This window comes from Pseudomonas sp. LF020 (genome assembly GCF_053456425.1).
This window is the reverse complement of sequence record NZ_JBRFIX010000006.1, coordinates 372,495-395,327: the sequence shown is the minus strand read 5'-3', so window position 1 is coordinate 395,327 and position 22,833 is coordinate 372,495. Positions and strand designations below refer to the sequence as shown.

The 22,833-nt window shown below is 61.5% G+C and carries 20 protein-coding genes; 3 read left to right on the top strand and 17 right to left on the bottom strand.

The genetic code is table 11. The annotated features are described in order from the left end of the window. The first annotated feature begins 110 nt into the window (after positions 1-110). Positions 111-755, top strand: a complete 645-nt coding sequence (gene crp, locus ACU680_RS17035) for a cAMP-activated global transcriptional regulator CRP (protein ID WP_007966430.1) — start codon at positions 111-113, stop codon at positions 753-755. 10 nt (positions 756-765) lie between these two features. Here the strand turns inward: crp and ACU680_RS17030 are convergent, their stop codons facing one another. The 4 genes from ACU680_RS17030 to ACU680_RS17015 all read right to left on the bottom strand — a co-directional run bounded on the left by ACU680_RS17030 (position 766) and on the right by ACU680_RS17015 (position 4,083). Then, positions 766-1,464: a lipoate--protein ligase family protein gene (locus ACU680_RS17030; protein ID WP_367085929.1), complete on the bottom strand. Its 699-nt coding sequence runs from the start codon at positions 1,462-1,464 to the stop codon at positions 766-768. Between the two features lie 134 nt (positions 1,465-1,598). Beyond that, positions 1,599-2,435 (bottom strand): indole-3-glycerol phosphate synthase TrpC, encoded by an 837-nt coding sequence (trpC, locus tag ACU680_RS17025; RefSeq protein WP_367085930.1) that lies wholly within the window; start codon positions 2,433-2,435, stop codon positions 1,599-1,601. Beyond that, positions 2,432-3,481, bottom strand: a complete 1,050-nt coding sequence (gene trpD / locus ACU680_RS17020; RefSeq protein WP_003228800.1) for an anthranilate phosphoribosyltransferase — start codon at positions 3,479-3,481, stop codon at positions 2,432-2,434. The genes trpC and trpD overlap by 4 nt, the downstream gene beginning before the upstream one ends. A gap of 8 nt (positions 3,482-3,489) precedes the next feature. Beyond that, a complete protein-coding gene (locus ACU680_RS17015) occupies positions 3,490-4,083 on the bottom strand; it encodes an aminodeoxychorismate/anthranilate synthase component II (protein ID WP_007966434.1) in 594 nt (197 codons plus the stop codon). A gap of 407 nt (positions 4,084-4,490) precedes the next feature. Here ACU680_RS17015 and estP point away from each other — a divergent pair, with 407 nt between their 5' ends. Next, complete coding sequence (gene estP / locus ACU680_RS17010) at positions 4,491-6,401, top strand: esterase EstP (RefSeq protein ID WP_448180042.1); 1,911 nt, start codon at positions 4,491-4,493, stop codon at positions 6,399-6,401. Between the two features lie 217 nt (positions 6,402-6,618). Here the strand turns inward: estP and trpE are convergent, their stop codons facing one another. The 10 genes from trpE to ACU680_RS16960 all read right to left on the bottom strand — a co-directional run bounded on the left by trpE (position 6,619) and on the right by ACU680_RS16960 (position 19,090). Next, a complete protein-coding gene (gene trpE, locus ACU680_RS17005; protein WP_400764440.1) occupies positions 6,619-8,100 on the bottom strand; it encodes an anthranilate synthase component I in 1,482 nt (493 codons plus the stop codon). Positions 8,101-8,171: 71 nt separating this feature from the next. Then, positions 8,172-8,990, bottom strand: coding sequence for a phosphoglycolate phosphatase (locus tag ACU680_RS17000; RefSeq protein ID WP_367085933.1), 819 nt, complete (start codon positions 8,988-8,990; stop codon positions 8,172-8,174). After that, positions 8,987-9,661 (bottom strand): ribulose-phosphate 3-epimerase, encoded by a 675-nt coding sequence (gene rpe, locus ACU680_RS16995; RefSeq protein ID WP_448180041.1) that lies wholly within the window; start codon positions 9,659-9,661, stop codon positions 8,987-8,989. Before rpe ends, ACU680_RS17000 begins: the two co-directional genes overlap by 4 nt. Positions 9,662-9,741: 80 nt before the next feature. After that, positions 9,742-10,890 (bottom strand): iron-containing alcohol dehydrogenase, encoded by a 1,149-nt coding sequence (locus ACU680_RS16990; protein ID WP_448180040.1) that lies wholly within the window; start codon positions 10,888-10,890, stop codon positions 9,742-9,744. 276 nt (positions 10,891-11,166) lie between these two features. Next, the gene (locus ACU680_RS16985; protein WP_108591992.1) at positions 11,167-11,991 is read right to left on the bottom strand and encodes an ABC transporter permease; all 825 of its coding nucleotides are present in this window, start codon (positions 11,989-11,991) and stop codon (positions 11,167-11,169) included. A 12-nt stretch (positions 11,992-12,003) separates the two neighbouring features. Beyond that, entirely contained in the window at positions 12,004-13,251 is a 1,248-nt protein-coding gene (locus tag ACU680_RS16980; RefSeq protein WP_448180039.1) for an ABC transporter permease, read from the bottom strand. 178 nt (positions 13,252-13,429) lie between these two features. Beyond that, entirely contained in the window at positions 13,430-14,473 is a 1,044-nt protein-coding gene (locus ACU680_RS16975; protein ID WP_041070096.1) for an ABC transporter substrate-binding protein, read from the bottom strand. A gap of 48 nt (positions 14,474-14,521) precedes the next feature. Beyond that, a complete protein-coding gene (locus tag ACU680_RS16970; RefSeq protein WP_108591995.1) occupies positions 14,522-15,646 on the bottom strand; it encodes an ABC transporter ATP-binding protein in 1,125 nt (374 codons plus the stop codon). A gap of 346 nt (positions 15,647-15,992) precedes the next feature. Further along, positions 15,993-16,622 carry a response regulator gene (locus ACU680_RS16965; RefSeq protein WP_003228820.1) on the bottom strand — a complete coding sequence of 210 codons (630 nt, stop codon included), beginning with the start codon at positions 16,620-16,622 and terminating at the stop codon, positions 15,993-15,995. A 74-nt stretch (positions 16,623-16,696) separates the two neighbouring features. Next, entirely contained in the window at positions 16,697-19,090 is a 2,394-nt protein-coding gene (locus ACU680_RS16960; RefSeq protein WP_448180038.1) for a PAS domain-containing sensor histidine kinase, read from the bottom strand. 74 nt (positions 19,091-19,164) lie between these two features. Here ACU680_RS16960 and ACU680_RS16955 point away from each other — a divergent pair, with 74 nt between their 5' ends. Beyond that, positions 19,165-20,154, top strand: a complete 990-nt coding sequence (locus ACU680_RS16955) for an alpha/beta hydrolase family protein (RefSeq protein ID WP_448180037.1) — start codon at positions 19,165-19,167, stop codon at positions 20,152-20,154. Between the two features lie 115 nt (positions 20,155-20,269). Here ACU680_RS16955 and ACU680_RS16950 read toward each other — a convergent pair whose 3' ends face one another. The 3 genes from ACU680_RS16950 to ACU680_RS16940 are packed head-to-tail and all read right to left on the bottom strand — an operon-like array spanning position 20,270 to position 22,726. Next, complete coding sequence (locus tag ACU680_RS16950) at positions 20,270-21,037, bottom strand: TerB family tellurite resistance protein (protein ID WP_367085937.1); 768 nt, start codon at positions 21,035-21,037, stop codon at positions 20,270-20,272. A 1-nt stretch (position 21,038) separates the two neighbouring features. Further along, positions 21,039-21,710, bottom strand: coding sequence for an N-acetylmuramate alpha-1-phosphate uridylyltransferase MurU (gene murU / locus ACU680_RS16945; RefSeq protein ID WP_448180036.1), 672 nt, complete (start codon positions 21,708-21,710; stop codon positions 21,039-21,041). Beyond that, a complete protein-coding gene (locus ACU680_RS16940) occupies positions 21,707-22,726 on the bottom strand; it encodes an aminoglycoside phosphotransferase family protein (protein WP_448180035.1) in 1,020 nt (339 codons plus the stop codon). The genes murU and ACU680_RS16940 overlap by 4 nt, the downstream gene beginning before the upstream one ends. Positions 22,727-22,833: the final 107 nt, after the last annotated feature.

Below are 22,833 nucleotides of genomic sequence, written 5' to 3'. Positions count from 1 at the left end.
CTGGTAAGCTGGCGCCAATTCGCTGGCGCCAATTGTCAGCCTGTAGCGACCGCCTTCAGCGCCTCATAAAAAAACCAAACATCACCGTGCAGTCTTTTCGGGATACAACCATGGTTGCTATTACCCCCACACCCAAAATCAAGAACCTCGACAAGCTGTTGATGCATTGCCAGCGCCGCCGCCATGCGGCCAAGAGCAACATCATCTGCGCCGGCGATCGCTCGGACACGCTGTACTTCATCATCAAGGGCTCGGTCACCATCCTGATCGAGGATGACGACGGTCGCGAAATGATCATCGCCTACCTCAACGCCGGGGATTTCTTCGGCGAGCTGGGTTTGTTCGAGCAGGCGGGCCAGGAACAGCAACGCAGCGCCTGGGTGCGGGCCAAGGTCGAATGTGAAATCGCCGAAATCAGCTACGTGAAGTTCCGCGAATTGTCGCAGCAGGATCCCGACATTCTTTACGTCCTCAGCGGACAAATCGCCCAACGCCTGCGCAATACCACACGCAAGGTCGGCGACCTGGCGTTCTTTGACGTCACCGGCCGTGTGGCCCGTTGCCTGCTGGAGCTGTGCAAACAGCCTGACGCGATGACCCACCCGGACGGCATGCAGATCAAGGTGACCCGTCAGGAAATCGGGCGGATTGTCGGTTGTTCGCGGGAGATGGTCGGTCGCGTGCTCAAGGATCTTGAGGAACGCAACCTGGTGGATGTGAAAGGCAAGACCATGGTGGTCTTCGGCACGCGCTAAGCACGCAAAATCAGGCGCTGTAGACCTGCGCCAGCATCAGCCGAAACAGCTCATCAAGACGCGCCAATGCCGTTGGCGCGGCAAACTTCTCATGCAGGGCGATGTGGCTTTCAGCCCGCACTCGCTGCTCCAGACCGCAGGCCTCGTTGAAGCGATTGACCGCCGCGACCATCGACTCTCGCTCGTTATCGATCAACATCGCCCCGTGCACCAACCCCACCGGACGCTGACCACCCTGGCTCTGACGCCAGCGCTGAGCGGTGCCGACCATCTTGCGACCGTCGAGATTGACGTTGAAGCGGCCGTCGCAGAACGCACCGTCGATTTCGCCCAGCGACGACACACCACCCAACTCATCCAGCAATTCACAGATCGGATCACACAGGCGCCGGTAACCGGTTTCAATGCGATTCAGATCACCCTCGCTGCGGGGCGGGGCGTAGACCAACGCGATGTTGATGGTTGAAGCGGATTGCGGGACCGGTTCGCCACCGGTTTCCCGCAGCAAGACTGGCCAACCGGCAGCAGCGGAGACTTCACAGGCGTGATCAAAACCGGGCAGACGATTGAGGCGGCGTGGCATGACTAGCGCGCGATCGCTGGGTTGCCAGAACAGCAGGCCGAATTCGGCGTTGCCGGCGCAGATGGAGGCGAGCAAGTCTTGTTCGGCTTGCAGGCCGGTTTCGATGGTGAGGGAGGCAGGGATCATAAGGTTTCCGTAGGACGTTCAGTCTGAGGTGAATCTTATGTCGTCATCGCGAGCAGGCTCACTCCTACAGGGGGAACGCATTCCAAGTGTAGGAGTGAGCCTGCTCGCGATGGCGTCTAACAGGTCTGACTGAGTCAGTCGAGGGTCGAACCACTGACCGGCACACCACGCTCCGGGAAGAACAGGCGCTGCAGTTCGGTGCCCGGGCTTTCGGCGCGCATGAACGCTTCGCCGACCAGGAACGCGTAAACGTCGCTGATTTCCATCAGCTCGACATCGGCACGGTTGAGAATGCCGCTCTCGGTGATCACCAAGCGATCACGCGGGATTCGCGGCAGCAGGTCGAGGGTGGTTTCCAGGCTGACGTCGAAGGTGTGCAGGTTGCGGTTGTTGATCCCGACCAGCGGCGTGTCGAGGGTTTTCAGTGCGCGTTCCAGCTCATCGCCGTCGTGCACTTCAACCAGCACGTCGAGACCGACGCCTTTGGCGACCGAGGCCAGCTCGGCCATTTTCACGTCGTCCAGTGCGGAGACGATCAACAGCACGCAGTCGGCGCCCAGCGCGCGAGCTTCGACGATCTGGTACGGCTCGATCATGAAGTCCTTGCGGATCACCGGCAGTTTGCACGCGGCGCGGGCCTGTTGCAGGTAGGCATCGGCGCCCTGGAAGTAGTCGATGTCGGTCAGCACGGAAAGACAGGTCGCCCCGCCCTTCTCGTAGCTCCTGGCGATGTCGGCAGGCACGAAATTCTCGCGGATCACGCCCTTGCTCGGCGAAGCCTTCTTGATTTCAGCGATGACCGCCGGCTGCTTCTTCTTCGCTTGCGCCAGCAATGCCTGGGCAAAACCACGGGGTGCATCGGCCGCCTTGGCCAGACTTTCCAGCTCGCTCAGGCTGACGCGAGCACTGCGCTCGGCGACTTCCTGGACTTTGCGCGCCAGAATGTTTTCCAGAACCGTCGGTACACTCATCCCTCATTCTCCACTTTGAATACCGCGGTAAAGGCACCCAGCTCCTCGAGTTTTTCCCGAGCAAGGCCGGTATGCAGAGCGTCATGCGCAAGCGCCACGCCTTCTTTCAAACTCGTGGCCAGGTCGGCGGCGTACAGCGCTGCACCGGCATTGAGCACAATCATTTCGGCGGCTTTCTGGCCGTTTTCGGTCTTGCGCTTTCCCAGCGCATCGCGAATCAGCGCCAACGATGCTTCCGGACCTTCGACCGAGAGGCCGTGCAGGCTCTGGCTCTTCATGCCCAGATCTTCCGGCTCGACCCAATACTCAGTGATCTCGTTGTTCTTCAGTTCAGCGACGAAGGTCGGCGCGGCCAGGCTGAATTCGTCCAGACCGTCCTTCGAATGCACCACCAGCACATGTTTGCTGCCCAGGCGCTGCAAGACTTCGGCCAATGGCCGGCACAGCGCAGGGGTAAACACGCCCACCACCTGATGTTTGACACCGGCCGGATTCGTAAGCGGGCCGAGCATGTTGAACAGTGTACGCAAGCCGAGATCGCGGCGCGGGCCGGCGGCGTACTTCATGGCTTTGTGGTGAGTCTGGGCAAACATGAAACCGATGCCGACGTTGTCGATGCAACGGGCAACCTGCACCGGCGTCAGGTTCAGGTAGATACCGGCCGCCTCCAGCAAGTCGGCGCTACCGCTCTTTCCCGACACCGCACGGTTGCCGTGCTTGGCCACGGTGCAACCGGCTGCCGCGACGACAAACGCGGATGCGGTCGACACGTTGAAAATGTTCGCACCGTCACCGCCGGTACCGACCACGTCGACCACACCGTCGAGGGTCTTGAGTTCGACCTGGTCGGCCAGCTCACGCATCACCGAAACCGCGCCGACGATTTCGTCGATGCTCTCGCTCTTCATGCGCATCGCCATCATGAATGCGCCGATCTGCGCTTCGGTGCATTGGCCGGTCATGATTTCGCGCATCACGTCGCGCATTTCTTCGGTGCTGAGGTCGAGGTGTTCGACGATACGGCTCAGGGCTGTCTTGATGTTCATGGGAGTCCTTAGCGCGTGCCGCCGGTTTGTTTGAGGAAGTTGGCAAACAGTTCATGGCCCTGTTCGGTCAGGATCGACTCGGGGTGGAACTGTACGCCCTCGATGTTCAGGGTCTTGTGCCGCAGGCCCATGATTTCATCGACGCTGCCGTCGTCGTGCTGCGTCCACGCGGTCAGCTCCAGGCAATCGGGCAAAGTATCGTGCTTGACGATCAGCGAGTGGTAGCGGGTGACCGTCAGCGGATGATTCAGACCGGCAAAAACGCCCTTGTCCTCATGGAATACCGGGCTAGTCTTACCGTGCATCACTTGGCGGGCACGCACCACATCGCCGCCGAAGGCCTGACCGATGGACTGATGGCCGAGGCAGACGCCGAGGATCGGCAGTTTGCCGGCGAAATGCTTGATGGCCTCGATGGAAATGCCGGCTTCAGTCGGCGTGCACGGGCCTGGCGAAACCACGATGCGCTCGGGGTTGAGCGCTTCGATTTCGGCGACGGTCAGTTCGTCGTTGCGCACCACCTTGACCTCGGCACCCAGCTCGCCGAGGTACTGCACAACGTTGTAAGTAAAGGAGTCGTAGTTGTCGATCATCAGCAACATGGCGTTTCGAACCTCTTGAATTCTGACTTGAAGACAGCCTTCAGGTGACTTGCCCGCAGGGCGCTGCACGATGTCGGACGCGCAGAGGGCGTCGGCACAGCGGCATATCAAACGGGCAAGGAAGGCAAAGCGATACAGATCCGGCGGGGCCGGCAGAAAAGATTCAGGCGCGCCAACGCCAACGGGCGTGTGCCTTGATGACTTGATCCAGAAGTTTGCTGACGATCAACACGGGGAAGGTCTCGTTCATACGTTCCGGCACAGTAACTTAGCTGGGCGGAGCGTGCAATATGGCGGGGCTGACGGGGGACAAAACTAAGGGAGGCTTCGCGACCGATGGCAAAACGCCGGGAGTTTTTGGTACTGTCGTTTCGTTCACCTACAACAATAAATAAACGGACTTGCTCATGATCAAACAGACGTTGTTTGTACCGCTTGCCGGTTGCCTGCTCGCCATGGCTTGCGCCCAGGCCTACGCAGCACCCGCTCCCTATTCGAATTTCATTGTGTTCGGCGACAGCCTGAACGACGCCGGGACCTTCAGGGATACCGGCGGCCCGGCCGGTGCCACGCAGCGCTACACCAACCGCACCGGCCCGCTGTACAAGGACGGCACCGGGGAAAACCGCGACCTCAACGCCACCCAGATCATCGGCGGCAAACTGGGTTTCAGCCCCGATCAGACCGCCTCCTCATCCTCGGCCGTGCGTGCCGGCGAAGGCCTGGCCGATGGCAACAACTGGGCGGTGGGCGGTTACCGGACTGACCAGATTCTCGACTCGATCACCACGCAGTCCGCCACCGGCGAACGCACCCGCAGCGGTTATCTGCCGTCGAACGGCTTCCGTGCCGATCCGAACGCGCTGTATTACCTGTCCGGGGGCGGCAACGATTTCCTTCAGGGCCGCGTGCTCAGTCTCGATCAGGCCAGCGCCGCGGCTGATCGCCTGGCCGACAGCGCCCGTACGCTGCAAGGCGCCGGCGCCAAATACATCATGGTCTGGCTGCTGCCGGACATCGGCCTGACGCCGGCCATCAACGGCTCGCCGCTGCAGGGCTTCACCTCGCAGCTCAGCGCCCAGTTCAACACCGAACTGGTCAGCCAATTGCAGGGCATCAACGCCGAAATCATTCCACTGAACATTCCGGTGCTGCTCAAAGAGGCTTTCGCCAACCCGGCGCAGTTCGGCCTCGCGACCGACCAGAACCTGACGGCCACCTGTTTCAGCGGCAACAGCTGCACCGAGAACGCCCGGTACGGCATCAACAGCGCCACACCGGATCCGACCAAGCTGATCTACAACGATTCGGTTCACCCCACCGAAGCCGGCCAGCGTCTGATTGCCGACTACGCCTACTCGCTGCTGGCTGCCCCTTGGGAGCTGACCTTGCTGCCGGAAATGGCCCAGGGTTCGTTGCGCGCGCATCAGGATGAACTGCGCAATCAATGGCTGGCCGACTGGGAAAACTGGCAGGCCGTGGGCCAATGGCGCGCCATCGTTGCCGGTGGCGGTCAACATCAGGACTTCGACAGCCAGCACAGTGCGGCCAGTGCCGATGGCAACGGCTATAACCTGAACATCGGCGGCAGTTATCGCGTCAACGAGGCCTGGCGTGTGGGTCTGGCCGCCGGTCTCTACCACCAGAAACTCGAAGCCGGCGACGCCGACTCCGAATACAAACTTAACTCCTACATGGGCACCGTGTTCGCCCAGTACCAGCAAAACCGCTGGTGGGGCGATCTGGCGATGACCGCCGGCAAACTCGACTACGACAGCCTCAAGCGTAAATTCCAGCTCGGGGTCAACGAGCGCGGGGAGAAAGGCGATACCGACGGCTACGTGCTGGCGATCAGCGGCCGGATCGGTTACGACATCGCACAGCAGGCCAGCAGCCCGTGGCACCTGTCGCCGTTCGTCAGCGCCGATTTTGGCAAGACCGAAGTGGATGGTTACTCGGAAAAAGGCGCGGACTCCACGGCGCTGACTTTTGACGACCAGTCGCGCAACTCGCGGCGTCTGGGCCTGGGTATCCAGGGCAAGTACCAGATCACCGCGCAAACCGAAGTGTTTGGCGAGTTCGCTCACGAGCGTGAGTACAACGATGACCGGCAAGACCTGACCATCAACCTCAACAGCCTGCCGGGCAACCGTTTCACCCTCGAAGGCTACGAGCCGCAGACCAACCTCAATCGCCTGAACCTGGGCGTGAGCCACAAACTCACGCAGGATCTGGCGTTGCGCGCCAGCTACAACGTGCGCAAGGATGATGACTTTACCCAGCAGGGGGTGAACGTCGGGGTCAGCCTGGATTTCTGAGGTTGAAAGGCAAAAGATCGCAGGCTGCGCCAGCTCCTACAGGGTTAGCGCAGGCATAAAAAAACGCGGCGCCCTTACAGGCGCCGCGTTTTTTTGGTTGAACACAATCCAATGTAGGAGTGAGCCTGCTCGCGATGGCGGTGGAACAGACAACATTAAAGGTGAATGTCAGACCGAAATCGCGAGCAGGCTCACTCCTACAAGGGTTTTGCGTGGATCAGGTGTCCGGGGTCTGCTCGGCCAGGGCCACGGCGCGGAACATCGCGCGGCGCTTGTTCAGGGTTTCTTCCCATTCCAGCGCCGGCACCGAGTCGGCGACGATGCCGCCACCGGCCTGCACGTGCAGTTCACCGTTCTTGATCACCGCGGTGCGAATCGCAATCGCGGTGTCCATGTTGCCGTTCCAGGCGAAGTAACCGACCGCACCGCCATACACGCCACGCTTGACCGGCTCCAGCTCATCGATGATTTCCATCGCACGAATCTTCGGCGCGCCAGACAACGTGCCCGCCGGCAGAATCGCCCGCAGCGCGTCCATCGCGGTCAGCCCGGCCTTCAACTGGCCAGTGACGTTGGAGACGATGTGCATCACGTTGGAATAACGCTCGATGACCATTTTCTCGGTGAGCTTCACCGAACCGATTTCCGAAACCCGGCCAGTGTCGTTACGACCGAGGTCGATCAGCATCAAGTGTTCGGCGATCTCCTTGTCGTCCGACAGCAGGTCTTCTTCCAGCGCCAGATCCGCTTCTTCGGTGGCGCCACGCGGCCGCGTGCCGGCAATCGGGCGCACGGTGATCAGGTTGTCTTCGACCCGCACCAGCACTTCCGGCGAACTGCCAACGACGTGGAAGTCGCCGAAGTTGAAGAAGTACATGTACGGCGTCGGGTTGAAGCAACGCAGCGCTCGATACAGATCGATCGGCGCCGCCTTGAAGTCGATCGACATGCGCTGCGACGGCACGACCTGCATGCAGTCACCGGCGAGGATGTATTCCTTGATGGTGTCGACGGCTTTTTCGTAGTCGCTCTGGGTGAAACTGGAGCGGAACAGCGGATCAGCCGCTTGTTGCTTGCTGAAATCCAGACCACGGCGCGGGGTGATCGGCTGGCGCAGTTTTTCCAGCAACTCCTGCAATTGCGCCTGGCCCTGCTCGTAGGCGTCGGCTTGCGCCGGGTCGGCCAGCACAATCGCGTGCATCTTGCCGGCGAGGTTGTCGAACACCACCACCGCATCGGAGACCATCAGCAGAATGTCCGGCACGCCCAGTGGATCCGGGTTCGGGCATTTGCCCAGACGTTTCTCGACATAGCGCACACAGTCGTAACCGAAGTAACCGACCAGCCCCCCATTGAAACGCGGCAGACCGGCGATGGTCGGCACGTTGTAGCGGGCCTTGAAGGTTTCGACGAAAGCCAGCGGGTCTTCGACGTCATGGCTTTCGGTCTCGACGCCATCGACGGTAATGCTTACGTGATGGTCGTGCACCCGCAGTACGGTGCGGCACGGCAGGCCGATGATCGAGTAACGGCCCCACTTCTCGCCGCCCTGCACCGATTCGAGCAGGTAGGAGTTGGGCTGGTCGGCCAGTTTCAGGTAGATCGACAGCGGCGTGTCGAAGTCGGCCAGGGTTTCGCAGGCCAACGGAATGCGGTTGTAGCCGTCAGCGGCCAGGCGCAGGAATTCTTCGCGGATCATGGGGTGCCTCGTGGTGTGAGGGGCAAATCAGTCAGGTGTGCAAACGCGCCGGCAAGCCGGCCAGGAACCAGTCAGGCGCGCCAACGCCAGCGGGCCAGGGCCTTGATGACTTTCATCCAGAGTTTGCGGGTGACCACCACGATGGCGTTTCCAGAATGGGATTGAGAAGCGTCGGGCAACGTTATCTCAGCGGCTGTACCGAGGCAACCGGGAATTAGCTTGCGCAGATCGTCGATCACCAGTGCCGGGGATTCCTCGGCAATCGGTCGGCCGTGGTTGTAGCCGTAGCTCAGCGCCACGCACTTGACCCCCGCCGCTTTCGCCGCCAGCACATCGCTGCGCGAATCACCGACGAACAGCGATTGCGAGGCAGGAATGTTGGCCATCTTCATCACGAAGAACAGCGCGGCCGGATCAGGCTTCTTCTGCGGCAGGGTGTCGCCACCGATGATCCACTTGAAGTAACGGCCGATCTTCATCTGATCCAGCAGCGGCGCGACGAAACGCTCGGGCTTGTTGGTGATCAGCGCCATGGCCACGCCCTGTTTGTGCAGCCATTTGAGGGTATCGCGCACGCCGGGATAGACCACGGTCAGCTCGTGGCTCGCGCCATAGGCTTCCATGAATACTTCCAGCGCGTGCTCGGCCTCGACGTCATCCACCTCCGAATGATCGATGCCACCGGCCAGCGCCCGGCGCACCAGCACCGGTGCGCCATTGCCGACCCACTCGCGTACCGACTCGATGCCGGCAGGCTTGCGGCCGAGGGAGAGCAGCATGGTGTCCACCGCCGCCGCCAGGTCGGGAACCGAGTCGATCAGCGTGCCATCCAGATCGAACATCACCAACCGTGGCAGTTGCCCCGGGAACAGCTGCTCAAAACCGCTCATGGGCGCGCCAGCGCCAGTTCGGAACGCATCTTGTCGATGACTTCCTGATAGTTCGGTGCATTGAAAATCGCCGACCCGGCGACGAAGGTATCAGCACCGGCTGCGGCGATTTCGCGGATGTTGTTGACGTTGACGCCACCGTCGATTTCCAGACGGATGTCGCGGCCCGAAGCATCAATGATCGCCCGCGCTTCGCGCAGTTTATCGAGGGTGCCGGGGATGAACTTCTGCCCACCGAAGCCCGGGTTGACGCTCATCAGCAAGACCATGTCGACCTTGTCGATCACGTACTTGAGCACGTCCAGCGGGGTTGCCGGGTTGAACACCAGGCCGGATTTGCAGCCGCCTTCACGGATCAGTTGCAGCGAACGATCGACGTGCAGCGTGGCTTCCGGGTGGAAGGTGATGTAAGTGGCGCCGGCCTCGATGAAGTCGCCGACGATGCGATCCACCGGGCTGACCATAAGGTGTGCGTCGATCGGCGCAGTGATGCCGTACTTGCGCAGGGCCGCGCAAACCATCGGACCGATGGTCAGGTTCGGCACGTAGTGGTTGTCCATGACATCGAAGTGGACGAAGTCGGCACCGGCGGACAGAACGTTGTCCACTTCTTCGCCGAGGCGGGCGAAGTCGGCGGAGAGAATCGACGGAGCAATTACGAAGGGCTGCATGACGCACCTTTTCTGAGCTAAATCACGATGGCGCGCATTGTATACCTCAAGTTTCCGTGCGCGCACCGTGACCGCGATGATCAGTACGCCGCTCGGTAGATCTTCTCGATATCCGCCGCGCTGAGCCTGCGCGGGTTGTTGCGCATCAAACGCTCGATCCCCGCGGCCTCCACAGCCATGGCCGGAATTGCCTCCTCGGGCACGCCGAAACTGCGCAGCCCGGCAGGAATTTCCACCGCCGCACACAGTTCGGTCATGGCCTGCACGGCTTTGTCCGCCGCCTCGTTGGCACTCAGATGAGCGGTCTTCACCCCCATGGCTTCGGCGATATCCTGCATGCGCTCGACGCAGGCCATCTTGTTCCAGGTCATGACATACGGCAGCAACAACGCGTTACTGACGCCATGGGCGATGTTGAAACGCCCGCCCAGCGGATAGGCCAACGCATGCACCGCGCCGACCCCGGCATTGCCGAACGCCATGCCGGCCATCAGGCTGGCGGTGGCCATGTCCTCACGGGCCTGCAGATTGCCGCCATTGGCGTAGGCCTTGGGCAGCGCCCTGGCAATCAACTTGATGGCGCCGATGGCCAGCGAATCGGTGATCGGCGAGGCGTTGACCGACAGATAGGATTCGATGGCATGCACCAGCGCATCGACGCCACTGGCAGCGGTGACGCTGCGCGGGCAGGTCAGGGTCATTTGCGGACTGACCAGCGCCACGTCCGGCAACAAATAATCGCTGACGATGCCTTTCTTCAGTTGCGCGACCTTGTCCGAGAGGATGGCGACGTTGGTCACTTCCGAACCGGTGCCGGCGGTGGTCGGGATAGCGATCAGCGGCGGGCCTTTGCGCGGCACCTGATCGACGCCGAACAGGTCTTCCAGCGCGCCGTGGTATCCGGCATATGCGGCGACACTTTTGGCGATGTCGATGGCACTGCCGCCGCCCAGACCGATCAAGCCGTCATGCCCGCCCTCGCGATAGACACGCATGCAATCTTCGACGATGGCGATTTCCGGGTCCGGCAGCACCCGGTCAAAAATCTCGTACTCGCGCCCACCCAATTGGCACAGCGCCAGTTCCACGGTGCCGGACTTGACCAGCGCGGCGTCGGTGACAATCAACGGGTTGTCGATATCCAGCCGCGTGAGTTCCGCCGCCAGCTGCTCGATGGCCCCCGCGCCGGTGATCAGTTTGTGAGCGATTTTGAACTGGGACAGACTCATCGTGCGCAGCCTCTTATAGATGTGGGAGCTGAGCACAAGCGTAGCTGAGGGTTTGCGGTTGGCTGGTATTCAGTTGGTGAATAATCAAGAGCAAAGCCCCTCACCCTAACCCTCTCCCGGAGGGAGAGGGGACTGACTGAGCCGTTCTCTCGGAGTACATCGACGTGCAATACCGAGTCGAACTCAGATTCTGAACAGCATGAAGATCTGCTCCCTTTCCCCTTCGCCCCCTTGGGGGAGAGGGCTGGGGTGAGGGGGCGGCTTTTGATCTGGGCGTCAGACCTGCGCAGTACGCAGTTTCTCGCTACGACCACGCAACCATTCAAGGGTCAGCAACAGGATGACGGAGAAGGCGATCAGCAAGGTGGCCGCCGCCGCAATCGTCGGGCTGAGGTTCTCGCGAATGCCGCTGAACATCTGCCGTGGCAAGGTCGCTTGCTCGGGGCCGGCGAGGAACAGCGTTACCACCACTTCATCGAACGACGTCGCAAAGGCAAACAGCGCCCCGGAAATCACCCCCGGCGCAATCAACGGCAGAGTCACCCGGCGGAACGTGGTCAATGGCGAAGCGCCAAGGCTGGCCGCCGCCCGCACCAGATTCTGGTTGAACCCCTGCAACGTCGCCGACACGGTGATGATCACGAACGGCACACCGAGCACCGCGTGCACCACGATCAACGAGAAGAAGCTGTTGCCCAGTCCCAGCGGTGCGAAGAACAGATAACTCGCCACACCGATGATCACCACCGGCACCACCATTGGCGAAATCACCAGCGCCATCACCAGCGATTTGCCGGGAAAGTCGCCACGGGTCAGGCCGATGGCGGCCAGGGTTCCGAAGACCATCGCCAGCACGGTCGCCGCGGGGGCGACGATGATGCTGTTCTTCAGCGAGCGCATCCATTCGGCCGAGGCGAAGAAGTCCTGATACCAGTGCAGCGAGAAACCCTGCAGCGGATACACCAGGAAACTGCCCGAGTTGAACGACAGCGGCACGATCACCAGCACTGGCAGAATCAGGAACAGCAGGATCAGGCCGCAGAGAATCCGCAAGCTGTAGAACCACACCCGTTCGATGGGCGACATGTAAGGACTCAGCATTTCAAATTCTCCTTAGCTCAGGCGCAGGCGACTGGCGCCCACCAGCCAGCTGTAGATCAGATACAGCACCACGGTCGCCAGCAGCAGCAAGCCGCCCAGCGCAGTGGCCATGCCCCAGTTGATGCTGGTGTTGGTGTAGAACGCGACGAAGTAACTGACCATCTGATCGTTCGGGCTGCCGAGCAGCGCCGGGGTGATGTAGTAGCCGATGGCGAGGATGAACACCAACAGGCAACCGGCGCCGACACCGGCGTAGGTCTGCGGGAAGTACACCCGCCAGAAACTGGCGAACGGATGGCAGCCCAACGAGATGGCGGCACGCATGTAGGTCGGCGAGATGCCTTTCATCACGCTGTAGATCGGCAGGATCATGAACGGCAGCAGAATGTGCACCATCGAGATGTAGACCCCGGTACGGTTGAACACCAGTTCCAGCGGCTTATCGATGATGCCCATGGCCATCAGCGCGCTGTTGATCAGCCCGCCCGACTGCAGCAACACGATCCACGCCGCGACCCGCACCAGAATCGAGGTCCAGAACGGCAGCAGCACCAGAATCATCAGCAGGTTGCTCTGCCGCGATGGCAGGTTCGCCAGCAGGTAAGCCAGTGGATAGGCGAGAAACAGGCAGATCACGGTGATGATCAGGCCCATCCAGAACGTGCGGGCGAAGATGTCGAGGTAGATCGCCTGATCCGGGGTGGCCGGGGCCAGTTCGCCGAGATCGTCGATACGGTGATCCACCGCTGCCAGCAGGTAGAACGGGGTGATGCTGCTGGTGTTGCGTTTGACCGCTTGCCAATAGGCCGGATCGCCCCAGCGCTCATCGAGGCCTTCGAGGGCTTCTTTGTAGGAGGCCGGTTCGCTGGCGAACGGCAGTGCCCGGGCGGTTTTGGTCAGCAGGCTGCGATAGCCGGCCAACTCCATGTTCAAGCGCTTGGACAGATCGCCCAGCGTCTGGTTTTTGCGGGCTTCGGCGAGGTCTTCGCCGGCCGCTTTGTACACCGGTTCAGCGGGCAGACCGCGGCCGTCCCAACTGGCGATGGCCGCCACGGTGCGCGGCATGCCGCCGACCACTTCCGGGTTGCCGACGCTTTTGTAGAGCAGCGCCAAGATCGGCACCAGGAACACCAGCAACAGAAACAGCACCAGCGGCGCAATCAACGCCTGGGCCTTCCAGCGGTTGACCCGCTCGGCGCGCTTGAGCTTCTGCTTCAAGGTGGGGCTGGCGCCCTCGTTCAGGGGAACGGCGATGGCCATGACGTACTCCGCAAATCGATCTTTCTAATTCATGCAACTTGTGGAAATTGGCCGTGTGGCGAGGGAGCTTGCTCCCGCTTGAGTGCGCAGCACTCACAAGTATTTTGGGGCTGCTTCGCAACCCAGCGGGAGCAAGCTCCCTCGCCACAACAGTTCGCTCCCGAAGTTGGAGTTTTGGTTACTTCGCAGCCCAGGAATTGAAGCGCTGTTCCAGTTGCTCGCCGTTGTCAGCCCAGAAGCTGACGTCGATCTGCACTTGGTTGGCGATGTTTTCCGGGGTGGTCGGCATGTCTTTCAGCACGTCCTTGCTCAGCAGCGGTACGGCTTGGGTGTTGGCCGGGCCGTAGGCGATGTTTTCCGAGTAGGTCTTCTGCTGCTGCGGCTGGACCGAGTAGGCGATGAATTTCTTCGCTGCATCGGCGCGGGTCTTGTCCAGACCTTTCGGGATGGCCCAGGCGTCGAAGTCGTAGATGCCGCCATTCCATACCACTTTCAGGTTGGATTCTTTTTGCACGGCGGCGATACGGCCGTTGTAGGCCGAACTCATGACCACGTCACCGGAGGCGAGGTATTGCGGCGGTTGTGCGCCGGCCTCCCACCACTGGATGTTCGGTTTCAGCTCATCGAGCTTCTTGAACGCGCGATCCTGGCCACCCTTGCTCGCCAGCTCTTTGTAGACGTCCTTCGGTGCAACACCGTCGGCCATCAGCGCGAATTCCAGGGTGTACTTGGCGCCCTTGCGCAGGCCCCGCTTGCCCGGAAATTTCTTGGTGTCCCAGAAATCGGCCCAACTGGTTGGCGCGGTTTTCAGCTTGTCGGCGTTGTACGCGAGCACGGTCGACCAGACGAAGAAGCCCACGCCGCACGGCTGAATCGCGCCTTTGACGTAATCTTCGGTTTTGCCGAACAGCGCCGGGTCGAGTTGTTCGAACATGTCTTCATCGCAACCACGGGACAGCTCTGGCGATTCAACTTCCACCAGATCCCACGACACGCTCTTGGTGTCGACCATGGCTTTGACCTTGGCCATTTCGCCGTTGTACTCACCGGCAACGATCTTGCCGTTGCCCGCCGCTTCCCACGGTGCGTAGAAGGCTTTGACTTGCGCCGCCTTGTTCGCCCCGCCAAACGACACCACAGTCAGATCGGGACCGGCGGCCATTGCGCTGGCCGCACCCATCAGGCCCAGGGTCAGGGCGGTGAACTTCAGGGATCTCAACATTTATTGTTCTCTCCACGTGCAGGGTTGGTGTTGGTGTTGCGGGGGCGATCAGTTCGCCTCTAACAGCGGGTCAAGTGCACGAACGTGCTCGACCTGCCAGCCAAGCGGAACCACGTCCCCGACCGCGAGCGCTGGATCGAGCTCGGCAATCGGCTGTTTCACGAAGAAGTCGGTCTTGCCGCAGACTTCCAGGCGCACCCGGACGTGGTCGCCCAGATAGATGAATTCCGCCACCCTCCCTGAGAAGCGGTTGACGCATTGGTCGCTCGAGCCGTTGAGGCTGACGCGTTCCGGGCGAATCGACAGGGTGACTGGTTCGCCGGTCTGGCCGACGTTGACCGCCAGCGCCTCGACCTTCTCGCCCCGCCCCAGTTCAACCACGCAACGCTCGCCACTCTGGCTGAGCAGCCGCCCGTTGAGGCGGTTGTTCTCGCCGATGAAATTGGCGACGAAGGTGTTTTTCGGTTCTTCGTAAAGCGTGCGCGGCGGGGCGATCTGCTGGATTTCGCCCTGATGGAACACAGCGACGCGATCGGACATGGTCAGCGCTTCACCCTGATCGTGGGTCACGTAGACCACGGTCACGCCGAGGCGTTGGTGCAGGTGCTTGATCTCCATCTGCATGTGTTCGCGCAATTGCTTGTCGAGTGCGCCCAGCGGTTCGTCCATCAGCACCAGTTGCGGTTCGAACACCAGCGCCCGCGCCAGTGCCACGCGCTGCTGCTGACCGCCGGAGAGTTGCGCCGGATAGCGCGAAGCGAAGGCGTCGAGCTGGACCATGCTCAGGACTTTCTTGACCTTGTCGCTGACATCGCTCTTGTTCAGGCCGCGCACGGTCAACGGGAAAGCCAGGTTCTCGGCAACGGTCATGTGCGGGAACAACGCGTAGTTCTGGAACACCATACCGATGTCACGCTTGTGCGGCGGCACGTTGTTGATGGCGCGGCCGGCCAGGAGGATTTCGCCGGCGGTCGGGGTTTCGAACCCGGCGAGCATCATCAGGCTGGTGGTCTTGCCCGAACCGGACGGCCCGAGCAGAGTCAGGAACTCGCCTTTGCGAATGTCCAGGTTGAGGTCTTTGACGATCAGGTTCTCGCCGTCGTAGCTTTTCTGCACTCCACGAAAGCTGACCAGCACATCACTGGCCCCTGCGTTTGAATCGACCTGGCTCATACCCACACCTTTGTTATTGGTAACTGCTGTGGATTAAGCCTAGTGGCTGGCGCCAGCCGCGCAAATCGGGGCGCAGGAGAGAATCGCCTCAGCCGGATGGAAGGTTGGGGGTAGGGATTGCCCTACAAGGATGGCGCGTTTTGGCAAACGCGCTACGAGCATCAAGCGGCAAGCCGCAAGAACAAGCAAAAGCGCGTGTCGCTAACGGATATGCCCACATTCTCAGGCTACACAGAGAAACCTGTGGGAGCTGGCTTGCCAGCGATAGCGGTGGTTCAGCTTGCATGGATGTGCTGACACTCCCTCATCGCTGGCAAGCCAGCTCCCACAGTTTTTTGTGCCGAGGTCAGAGGAGTTTGTGCTCCATCGCGTATTTGACCAGTTCGGCCAGCGAGGTGATGTTGAGCTTCTGCATCAGCCGCGCCTTGTGCGTGCTGATGGTCTTGCTGCTCAGCGCCAGCTGCTGGGCGATGTCGTTGACGTTGGCGCCCTGGGCCAGGCGCTCGAAAACCGAGAACTCGCGCTCGGACAGCAGCGAATGCAGCGGACGCGTATCGGTCAGGCCGACCTCGAAGACCATGCGGTCAGCCAGTTCCGGGTCGATGTAGCGCCCGCCGGCCGCCACCTTGCGAATCGCCGTCAGCAATAGCGCCGGATCGCTGTCCTTGGTCGCATAACCGGCGGCGCCGACCTTCAGCGCACGGGCGGCCATTTGCGCTTCGTCGTGCATCGACAGCACCAGAATCGCCGGCGGATTGTTCAGCGCGCGGATCCGCGGGATCGCCTCAAGACCGTTGACCCCGGGCATCGAGATGTCGAGCAGGACCACCTCGCACGGCACGCTGCGCAGGGTTTCCAGCAACTGTTCGCCATTGCTGGCTTCCCCCACCACTTGCAGATCCTTGGCCAGGCCGATCAATTGCTTGATGCCTTCACGGACGATGGTGTGGTCTTCGGCTACCAATACACGGATCACTTGCCTCTCCTCGATATTTGCATTGACGCTAAAAGATCGCAGCCTTCGGCAGCTCCTACAGGGATATGCGATCTTTAGCGATCCACTGGCACCCGCACATGCAGACTGGTGCCCTCCCCCGGTTCACTCTCAAGTTGCAAGCGCCCGCCCATGATCAGCACCCGCTCGCGCATGCCGACCAAACCAAAGGACATCGGCCGGTCCGCCGCAGTGACAAAGCCTGTGCCATCGTCGCTGACCGTCAGGCACAATTCGTCGCCTTCCAGCGCCAGCGTCAGCTCCACAGTATGCGCCTGAGCATGGCGCATCACATTGGTCAGCGCTTCCTGCAAAATCCGGAACAACCCGATCGCTTTGGCATCGCTCAGCGCCGGCAGATTGTCCGGCACCTGCACCAGACACGGAATCTGCGTGCGCGCCTCGAATCGCCGCGCCTGCCACTCGATCGCTGAAGCAATCCCGGCATCGAGAATCGGCGGTCGCAGCGCTGTCGCCACATCGCGTACCAACTGGAACAACTGGGCGATCAATCGCTTCATGCTGTTCAACCGCTCGTGCAGCCCCGGGTCGAGCTGCGCATAGGCCAGCTCGCACATCGAGGTTTCCAGTTTCAGCACCGTGAGCATCTGCCCCAGTTCATCGTGCACTTCGCGGGCGATCCGCGCCTTTTCTTCTTCGCGCACGCTTTCCAGGTGCGCCGACAATTCGCGCAGTTGCTCACGGGAGGCGGCGAGCTCCAGCTCGATGCGCTTGCTTTCGCTGATGTCCCAGACGATGCCGTCCCAGACATAGGCGCCATCCTCCAGCTGTCGGGTGATTGCCTTGATCTCGGCCCAGCGCTGCTCGCCCTGACGAGTGAGAATCCGTCCTTGCCACGACCAGTCACTGTCGGTGTCCAGCGCCTGATCCTGGGTCTGGTGATAACTGGCCCTGTCGTCCGGGTGCACCAGACTGCGCAAGCCCATGTCGCGATGGGCGATGGCGGCCGGCGCGTAGCCGACCAGACTCTCGCTGCCCTCACTGATGTAGGCGAAGTCGATTTGCCCGGTCACCGGCGCGCGTTCCAGGCGAAACACCAGCCCCGGCACGTTAGCGGCAATGCCCTGCAGGCGCGCTTCACTTTCCTGCAACGCGGCCAGGGCGCGACGACGCTCGGTGACGTCGGTGAGATAAACCACCAGATACTCGCTGTCGCGAAAGCGCAGAAAACTCAGCGAGACATCTGTCGGCAGGACGCTGCCATCGGCGCGCACGCAACTGGTTTCAAAGCTCAGTGGCCCCTCTTCACTGGCCCGCGCACGTTTCCACAGGTTGAGCCAGCGGTCCATGTGCAGACCGGGTTCGAAGTCGATCAGCGGCCGCTCGATCAGCGCGCCCTGTGGATAACCGAGCATGTGTTCCGCCGCGCGGTTGGCATAGCGCACATGGCTGTCCCAGTTGACCCAGAGAATGCCAACGGTACTTTGGTCGATGGAAAACTGGGTCAGGCGCAAGGCTTCCTCGCTGGCCGCGCGCAGGGCAATGTCTTCCCGGGCGGCCAGCAGACGCCGTTCGAGGCTGTGTTGCTGGCGTCGTTGCCAGAGGATGATGGCCGCACAACTGAGCAGCAACACCGCAAATAACAGGCTGAGGTTCTGCCAGAACCCCGGCGATTCCGTCAGCCGTGGGTACTTGGGTTGCAGCCACTGGTTGTGCAGGCGCTCCAGATCCTTGGCCGGGATTGCCCGCAAGGCGCTTTCGATGATCCCGGCCAATTGCGGCCAGTCACGCCGCGTGGCAACCCGCAACAGCTGCGGCAAGCCGATATCGCCGACCACCACCAACCCGGCGAACTCCGGCTCGGCGGACAAGCGCCCGAGTTGCGCCTCATCCACTACGGCGTAGGACGCTTGTTGAGTCAACAACAGTTGCAGTGCCTGACGCTCCAGCGGCACGCCTTGCAGATTCAGATGGGGATAGGTGCTGCGCAAATAGTCGGCCGTGACGCTGGGCATGCGTACGGCAACGCGAGACAGGCTGTCGAGTTTTTCCAGCTCGACCACGCCGCCGCTCTTCTGGTCGCTGACCACCAATTGCGGCACACGCATGTAAGGATCGGAAAACAGCCACAGGCGCAGCGCACCCGGGGTCTGGGTCAGGCCCGGGGCAATGTCGATCTCTCCTTCGCGGGCGGCCTCCTCCAGTTGCGCCAGGTCCTGAAAATTGCGCCAGCTCAGCTCGACGTTCAGCGTCTTGGCCAACGCCTTCATCAATTCGACGTTGGCCCCGGACAGTCGCTGCAAGCGCCGGTCGTATTGTGCGTATGGCGCCTGCAATACCAGACCGACGCGCAGCTCACGGTGTTGCGCCAGCCATTGCTGCTCGCCGGGCGTCAACAGCGCTGCATGTGCCGCCGGCGCAGACGCCGCCCAGCCCATCAAGGGAAAACACAACCAGCCGATAACCCACAGGCAGCAAAAACGCATCATTGAAGTCTCTTGCACTGACAAATTCTGACCAACCCATTAGGCTGCCGGGATACTTTTCTGGCCTGGAATAACCGATGCCCTCTGTCTACCGCCTGGCAATGCCAGCATTGTGCCTGTCGCTGATCCTGCCTTGTGCGTTTTCCGTCGAAGCCGCCGATCCGGCGCCCGCCTCCACTGCCGAGCAACCGGCCGCCGAAAAACCGGCCGAACGCCAGCCACTGCTTGAGCGTAGTCAGGAAGAAGCCGCAGCACTCGAACGTAAAGTCCCGGCGCAAGAACAGCAGCAGTTGCAGGCCGGCACCGACACTTTCCTCGCTCTGTGGAAACCGGCCAACACCGCCGAACCCAAAGGTGCGGTGATTATCGTCCCTGGCGCCGGCGAAACCGCTGACTGGCCGCAAGTGATCGGCCCGCTGCGCAGCAAATTGCCCGATGTCGAGTGGAGCAGCCTGAGTATCACCTTGCCGGATCTGCAAAGCGATGCCATCGCACCGCGGGTAATTGCGCCCGCCGCCGCGCCGAAAGCACCGGAAAGTGGCAGCAAGGATTCCACCACCGCGCAACCGATCGAACAGGCGGCGGGCGGTGAAGCGGAAGTGGCGGATCAGGTGGTCGCCGAAACGACTGAAGAACAATCCAAGGCTGATGCCGAACGGATCTTTGCGCGGATCGACGCGGCAATCGCCTATGCCGAGCAACAAAGCGCTCGCCGGGTCGTGGTCCTCGGTCACGGCACCGGCGCTTATTGGGCGGCGCGTTTCCTCAGCGAGCGGCAGAGCGCACAGGTCGAGAAACTGGTGATGGTCGATGCGCAATCACCGACCAAAGCCAAGCCGCAACTGGCCGAACTGACGCCGACCCTGAAGCTGCCGACCGCCGATATTTTCTACATGGACAAAGCGCTGGACCGCAACGCAGCGCTGGAGCGCATGCAGGCCAGCAAGCGCTTGAAGACGTCGACCTTCAGCCAGGTGGCGCTCAAGGCGTTACCGGATAAGAAGGCTGAGCAGGAACAGCTGTTCCGGCGGGTGCGTGGCTGGTTGAATCCGCAGAAGACTGACTGATAAAAACAAAAGCAAAAGATCGTCCGATCGCGGCCCGAGCCTGCGGCAGCTCCTACCTTGGAATGCGTTTCCTGTAGGAGCTGTCGAAGGCTGCGATCTTTTGATCTTTTAATCGCTAGCGAAAATCCCGCCGCGCCCGAATCAGAGTAAACGCGTTGTGCAGCTCACGGGTTTTCTCGGTTGCGTCACGCACCTGCTCCGGCGTTGCGCCGCTGCCGGCGATCTTGTCCGGGTGATGACGGCTGAGCAGGCGCCGATAGGCGCGCTTGATCTGCGCCGGTTCGCTGGTCGCCGACACGCCGAGCAGGCGCATCGCTTCCTGATAGCTCACCGCTGCGCTGACAATCGGCCGCTTGTTCGGCTCGTAATCATTGGCCAGCGCCTGAATCTGCTGGGTTGTCCAACCCAGCCACTTGCCCCACTGCGCCAACAATTCACGCTCACTGACGCCCGCACGACCGTCGGCCCAGACCATCCGCCAGCAGGCGCGCAACACGCCCTCGGCGGCGTGTGGCTGAGCACTCAGGCGGCGCAGATAACCGCGCAGGCGGTCGCCGCCGGACTTGCCGCGATTGAACGCAGCAATCGCCCGCCGCCGCGCCGGCTCGCTCATTTCCAGGGCGTTCATTTCATGGCGCGCCTGCTGGATATGACCGTCCGTCACTCGTCCGTCACTTTTGGCCAGACGCCCGAGCAACACGAACAGCAATTCGTCGTTGCGCAACATCGGCCGCCCGCCGAGCTTTTCCCGCAAGTGCCCCCAGCTTTGCAGGTGCAGGCGCCGATCCAGCGCCTGTCCCAACAATGCCCCAAGCATGGCCCCCGGAATGCTGGCGATCGCAAAACCCGCTCCGGCTCCAATCAGAGTCCCTGGCCACAACATATCAACGACTCGCTTCTATCAATGCTTCAGCTTCGGCCAGACGCTCATGCGTACCGACATCCACCCAGTGCCCTTTCAGACGCTCACCGCTGACCTGTCCGTCTGCCATGGCTTTGCGCAGCAACGGTGCGAGCTTGAATGCGCCGTCCGCGCAGCCATCGAACAACTGCGGATGGAGCACGGCGATGCCGCTGTAGGTCAGGGTTGGCGCGTCCGGCTGGCCATCGTGCACCCGGCCTTCAGTCAAGGTGAAATCGCCCGTCGGATGATGGGCCGGGTTGTCCGCCAGGACGAGATGCGCCAGACCGTTGATCGGTTGATGCAGCACGCTGAAGTCGTAATCGGTCCAGATATCGCCGTTGACCACCAGAAACGCATCGTCACCGAGCAACGGCAAGGCGCGGAAAATCCCGCCGCCGGTTTCCAGCGGCTCACCTTCCGGCGAGTACCGGATGCTCACGCCAAACTGCGAGCCATCGCCCAGATGATCCTCGATCTGCTGACCGAGCCAGGCATGGTTGATCACGATCTCGCTGAAACCAGCCGCCGCCAGCGCGCGCAGGTGATATTCGATCAACGGCACGCCGCCGGCACGCACCAGCGGTTTGGGGGTGGTCAGGGTCAGCGGGCGCATGCGCTCGCCCTTGCCTGCCGCCAGAATCATCGCCTTCATGCGCTCACTCCGCCACGCAGACTGGCGAGCAATGCCTGCAGGTCAGCCAGTTCAGGACGACGCGCAATCACCGCCTCTATATAGGCGAAGAAACGCGGCACGTCGGCCAGGTAGCGCGGTTTGCCATCGCGATGGCAGATCCGGGCAAAAATGCCGATGACTTTCAGGTGGCGTTGTACGCCCATCAAGTCGCTGGCGCGCAGGAAGTCTTCGAAGTCGGCCTGCACCGGGATGTCCAGCGCCGAGGCCTGCTGCCAGTAACTTTCCAGCCAGCCACGCACGCGCTCTTCAGGCCAACTGAGGAAGGCGTCCTTGAACAGGCAGGTTACGTCGTAGGTGACCGGGCCATAGACCGCATCCTGAAAGTCGAGCACGCCGGGGTTCGGCTCGCTGAGCATCAGGTTGCGCGGCATGTAGTCGCGGTGCACCAGCACTTTCGGCTGGGCCAGGGCGCTGTCGATCAATAACTCGCTGACGGCTTGCCATTGTTGCTGCTGGGCCGCGTCGAACTCGATACCGAGTTCGCGCTTCACGTACCACTCGGGGAACAGCTCCAGCTCACGGCGCAGCAGCGTCACGTCGTAACTCGGCAGCGGTGCAACCATCGGCAATTGCTGAAACGCCAACAGTGCCTGCAAGGCATCGTTGAACAAAGCGTCGGCATTTTCGCTGTCAATAACGTCGAGATAGGTCTTGTTGCCCAGGTCATTGAGCAAAAGAAATCCGCGTTCGAGGTCTTCTGCATAAATTTTCGGCACGTTAATTCCGGATTTCGCCAGCAAAAAGGCGATATCCACGAACGGTTTGCAGTTTTCCTGGGGTGGCGGCGCGTCCATCACGACGAAACTGCGACCCGCGCCTTCCCAACGGAAATACCGCCGGAAACTCGCGTCGCTGCTGGCCGCGGTCAACGTGGCCGGGGGCACGGCGCCCCAGCCCTGATCTGCAAACAGGATTGCCAACTGCTCTTCGAGCCAAACTTTCAGGTGTTGCAAGCGTACATCTTGGTCAGGCATTGCAAGGGTCTCCGACGGCGCTAGCCGTCAAGCGGGTCATGCTTTATTATCCAGCATCTTTTTCAGACCATCGAGAGGCGTGCGGCCCACACCGCGGGCAGATGGCA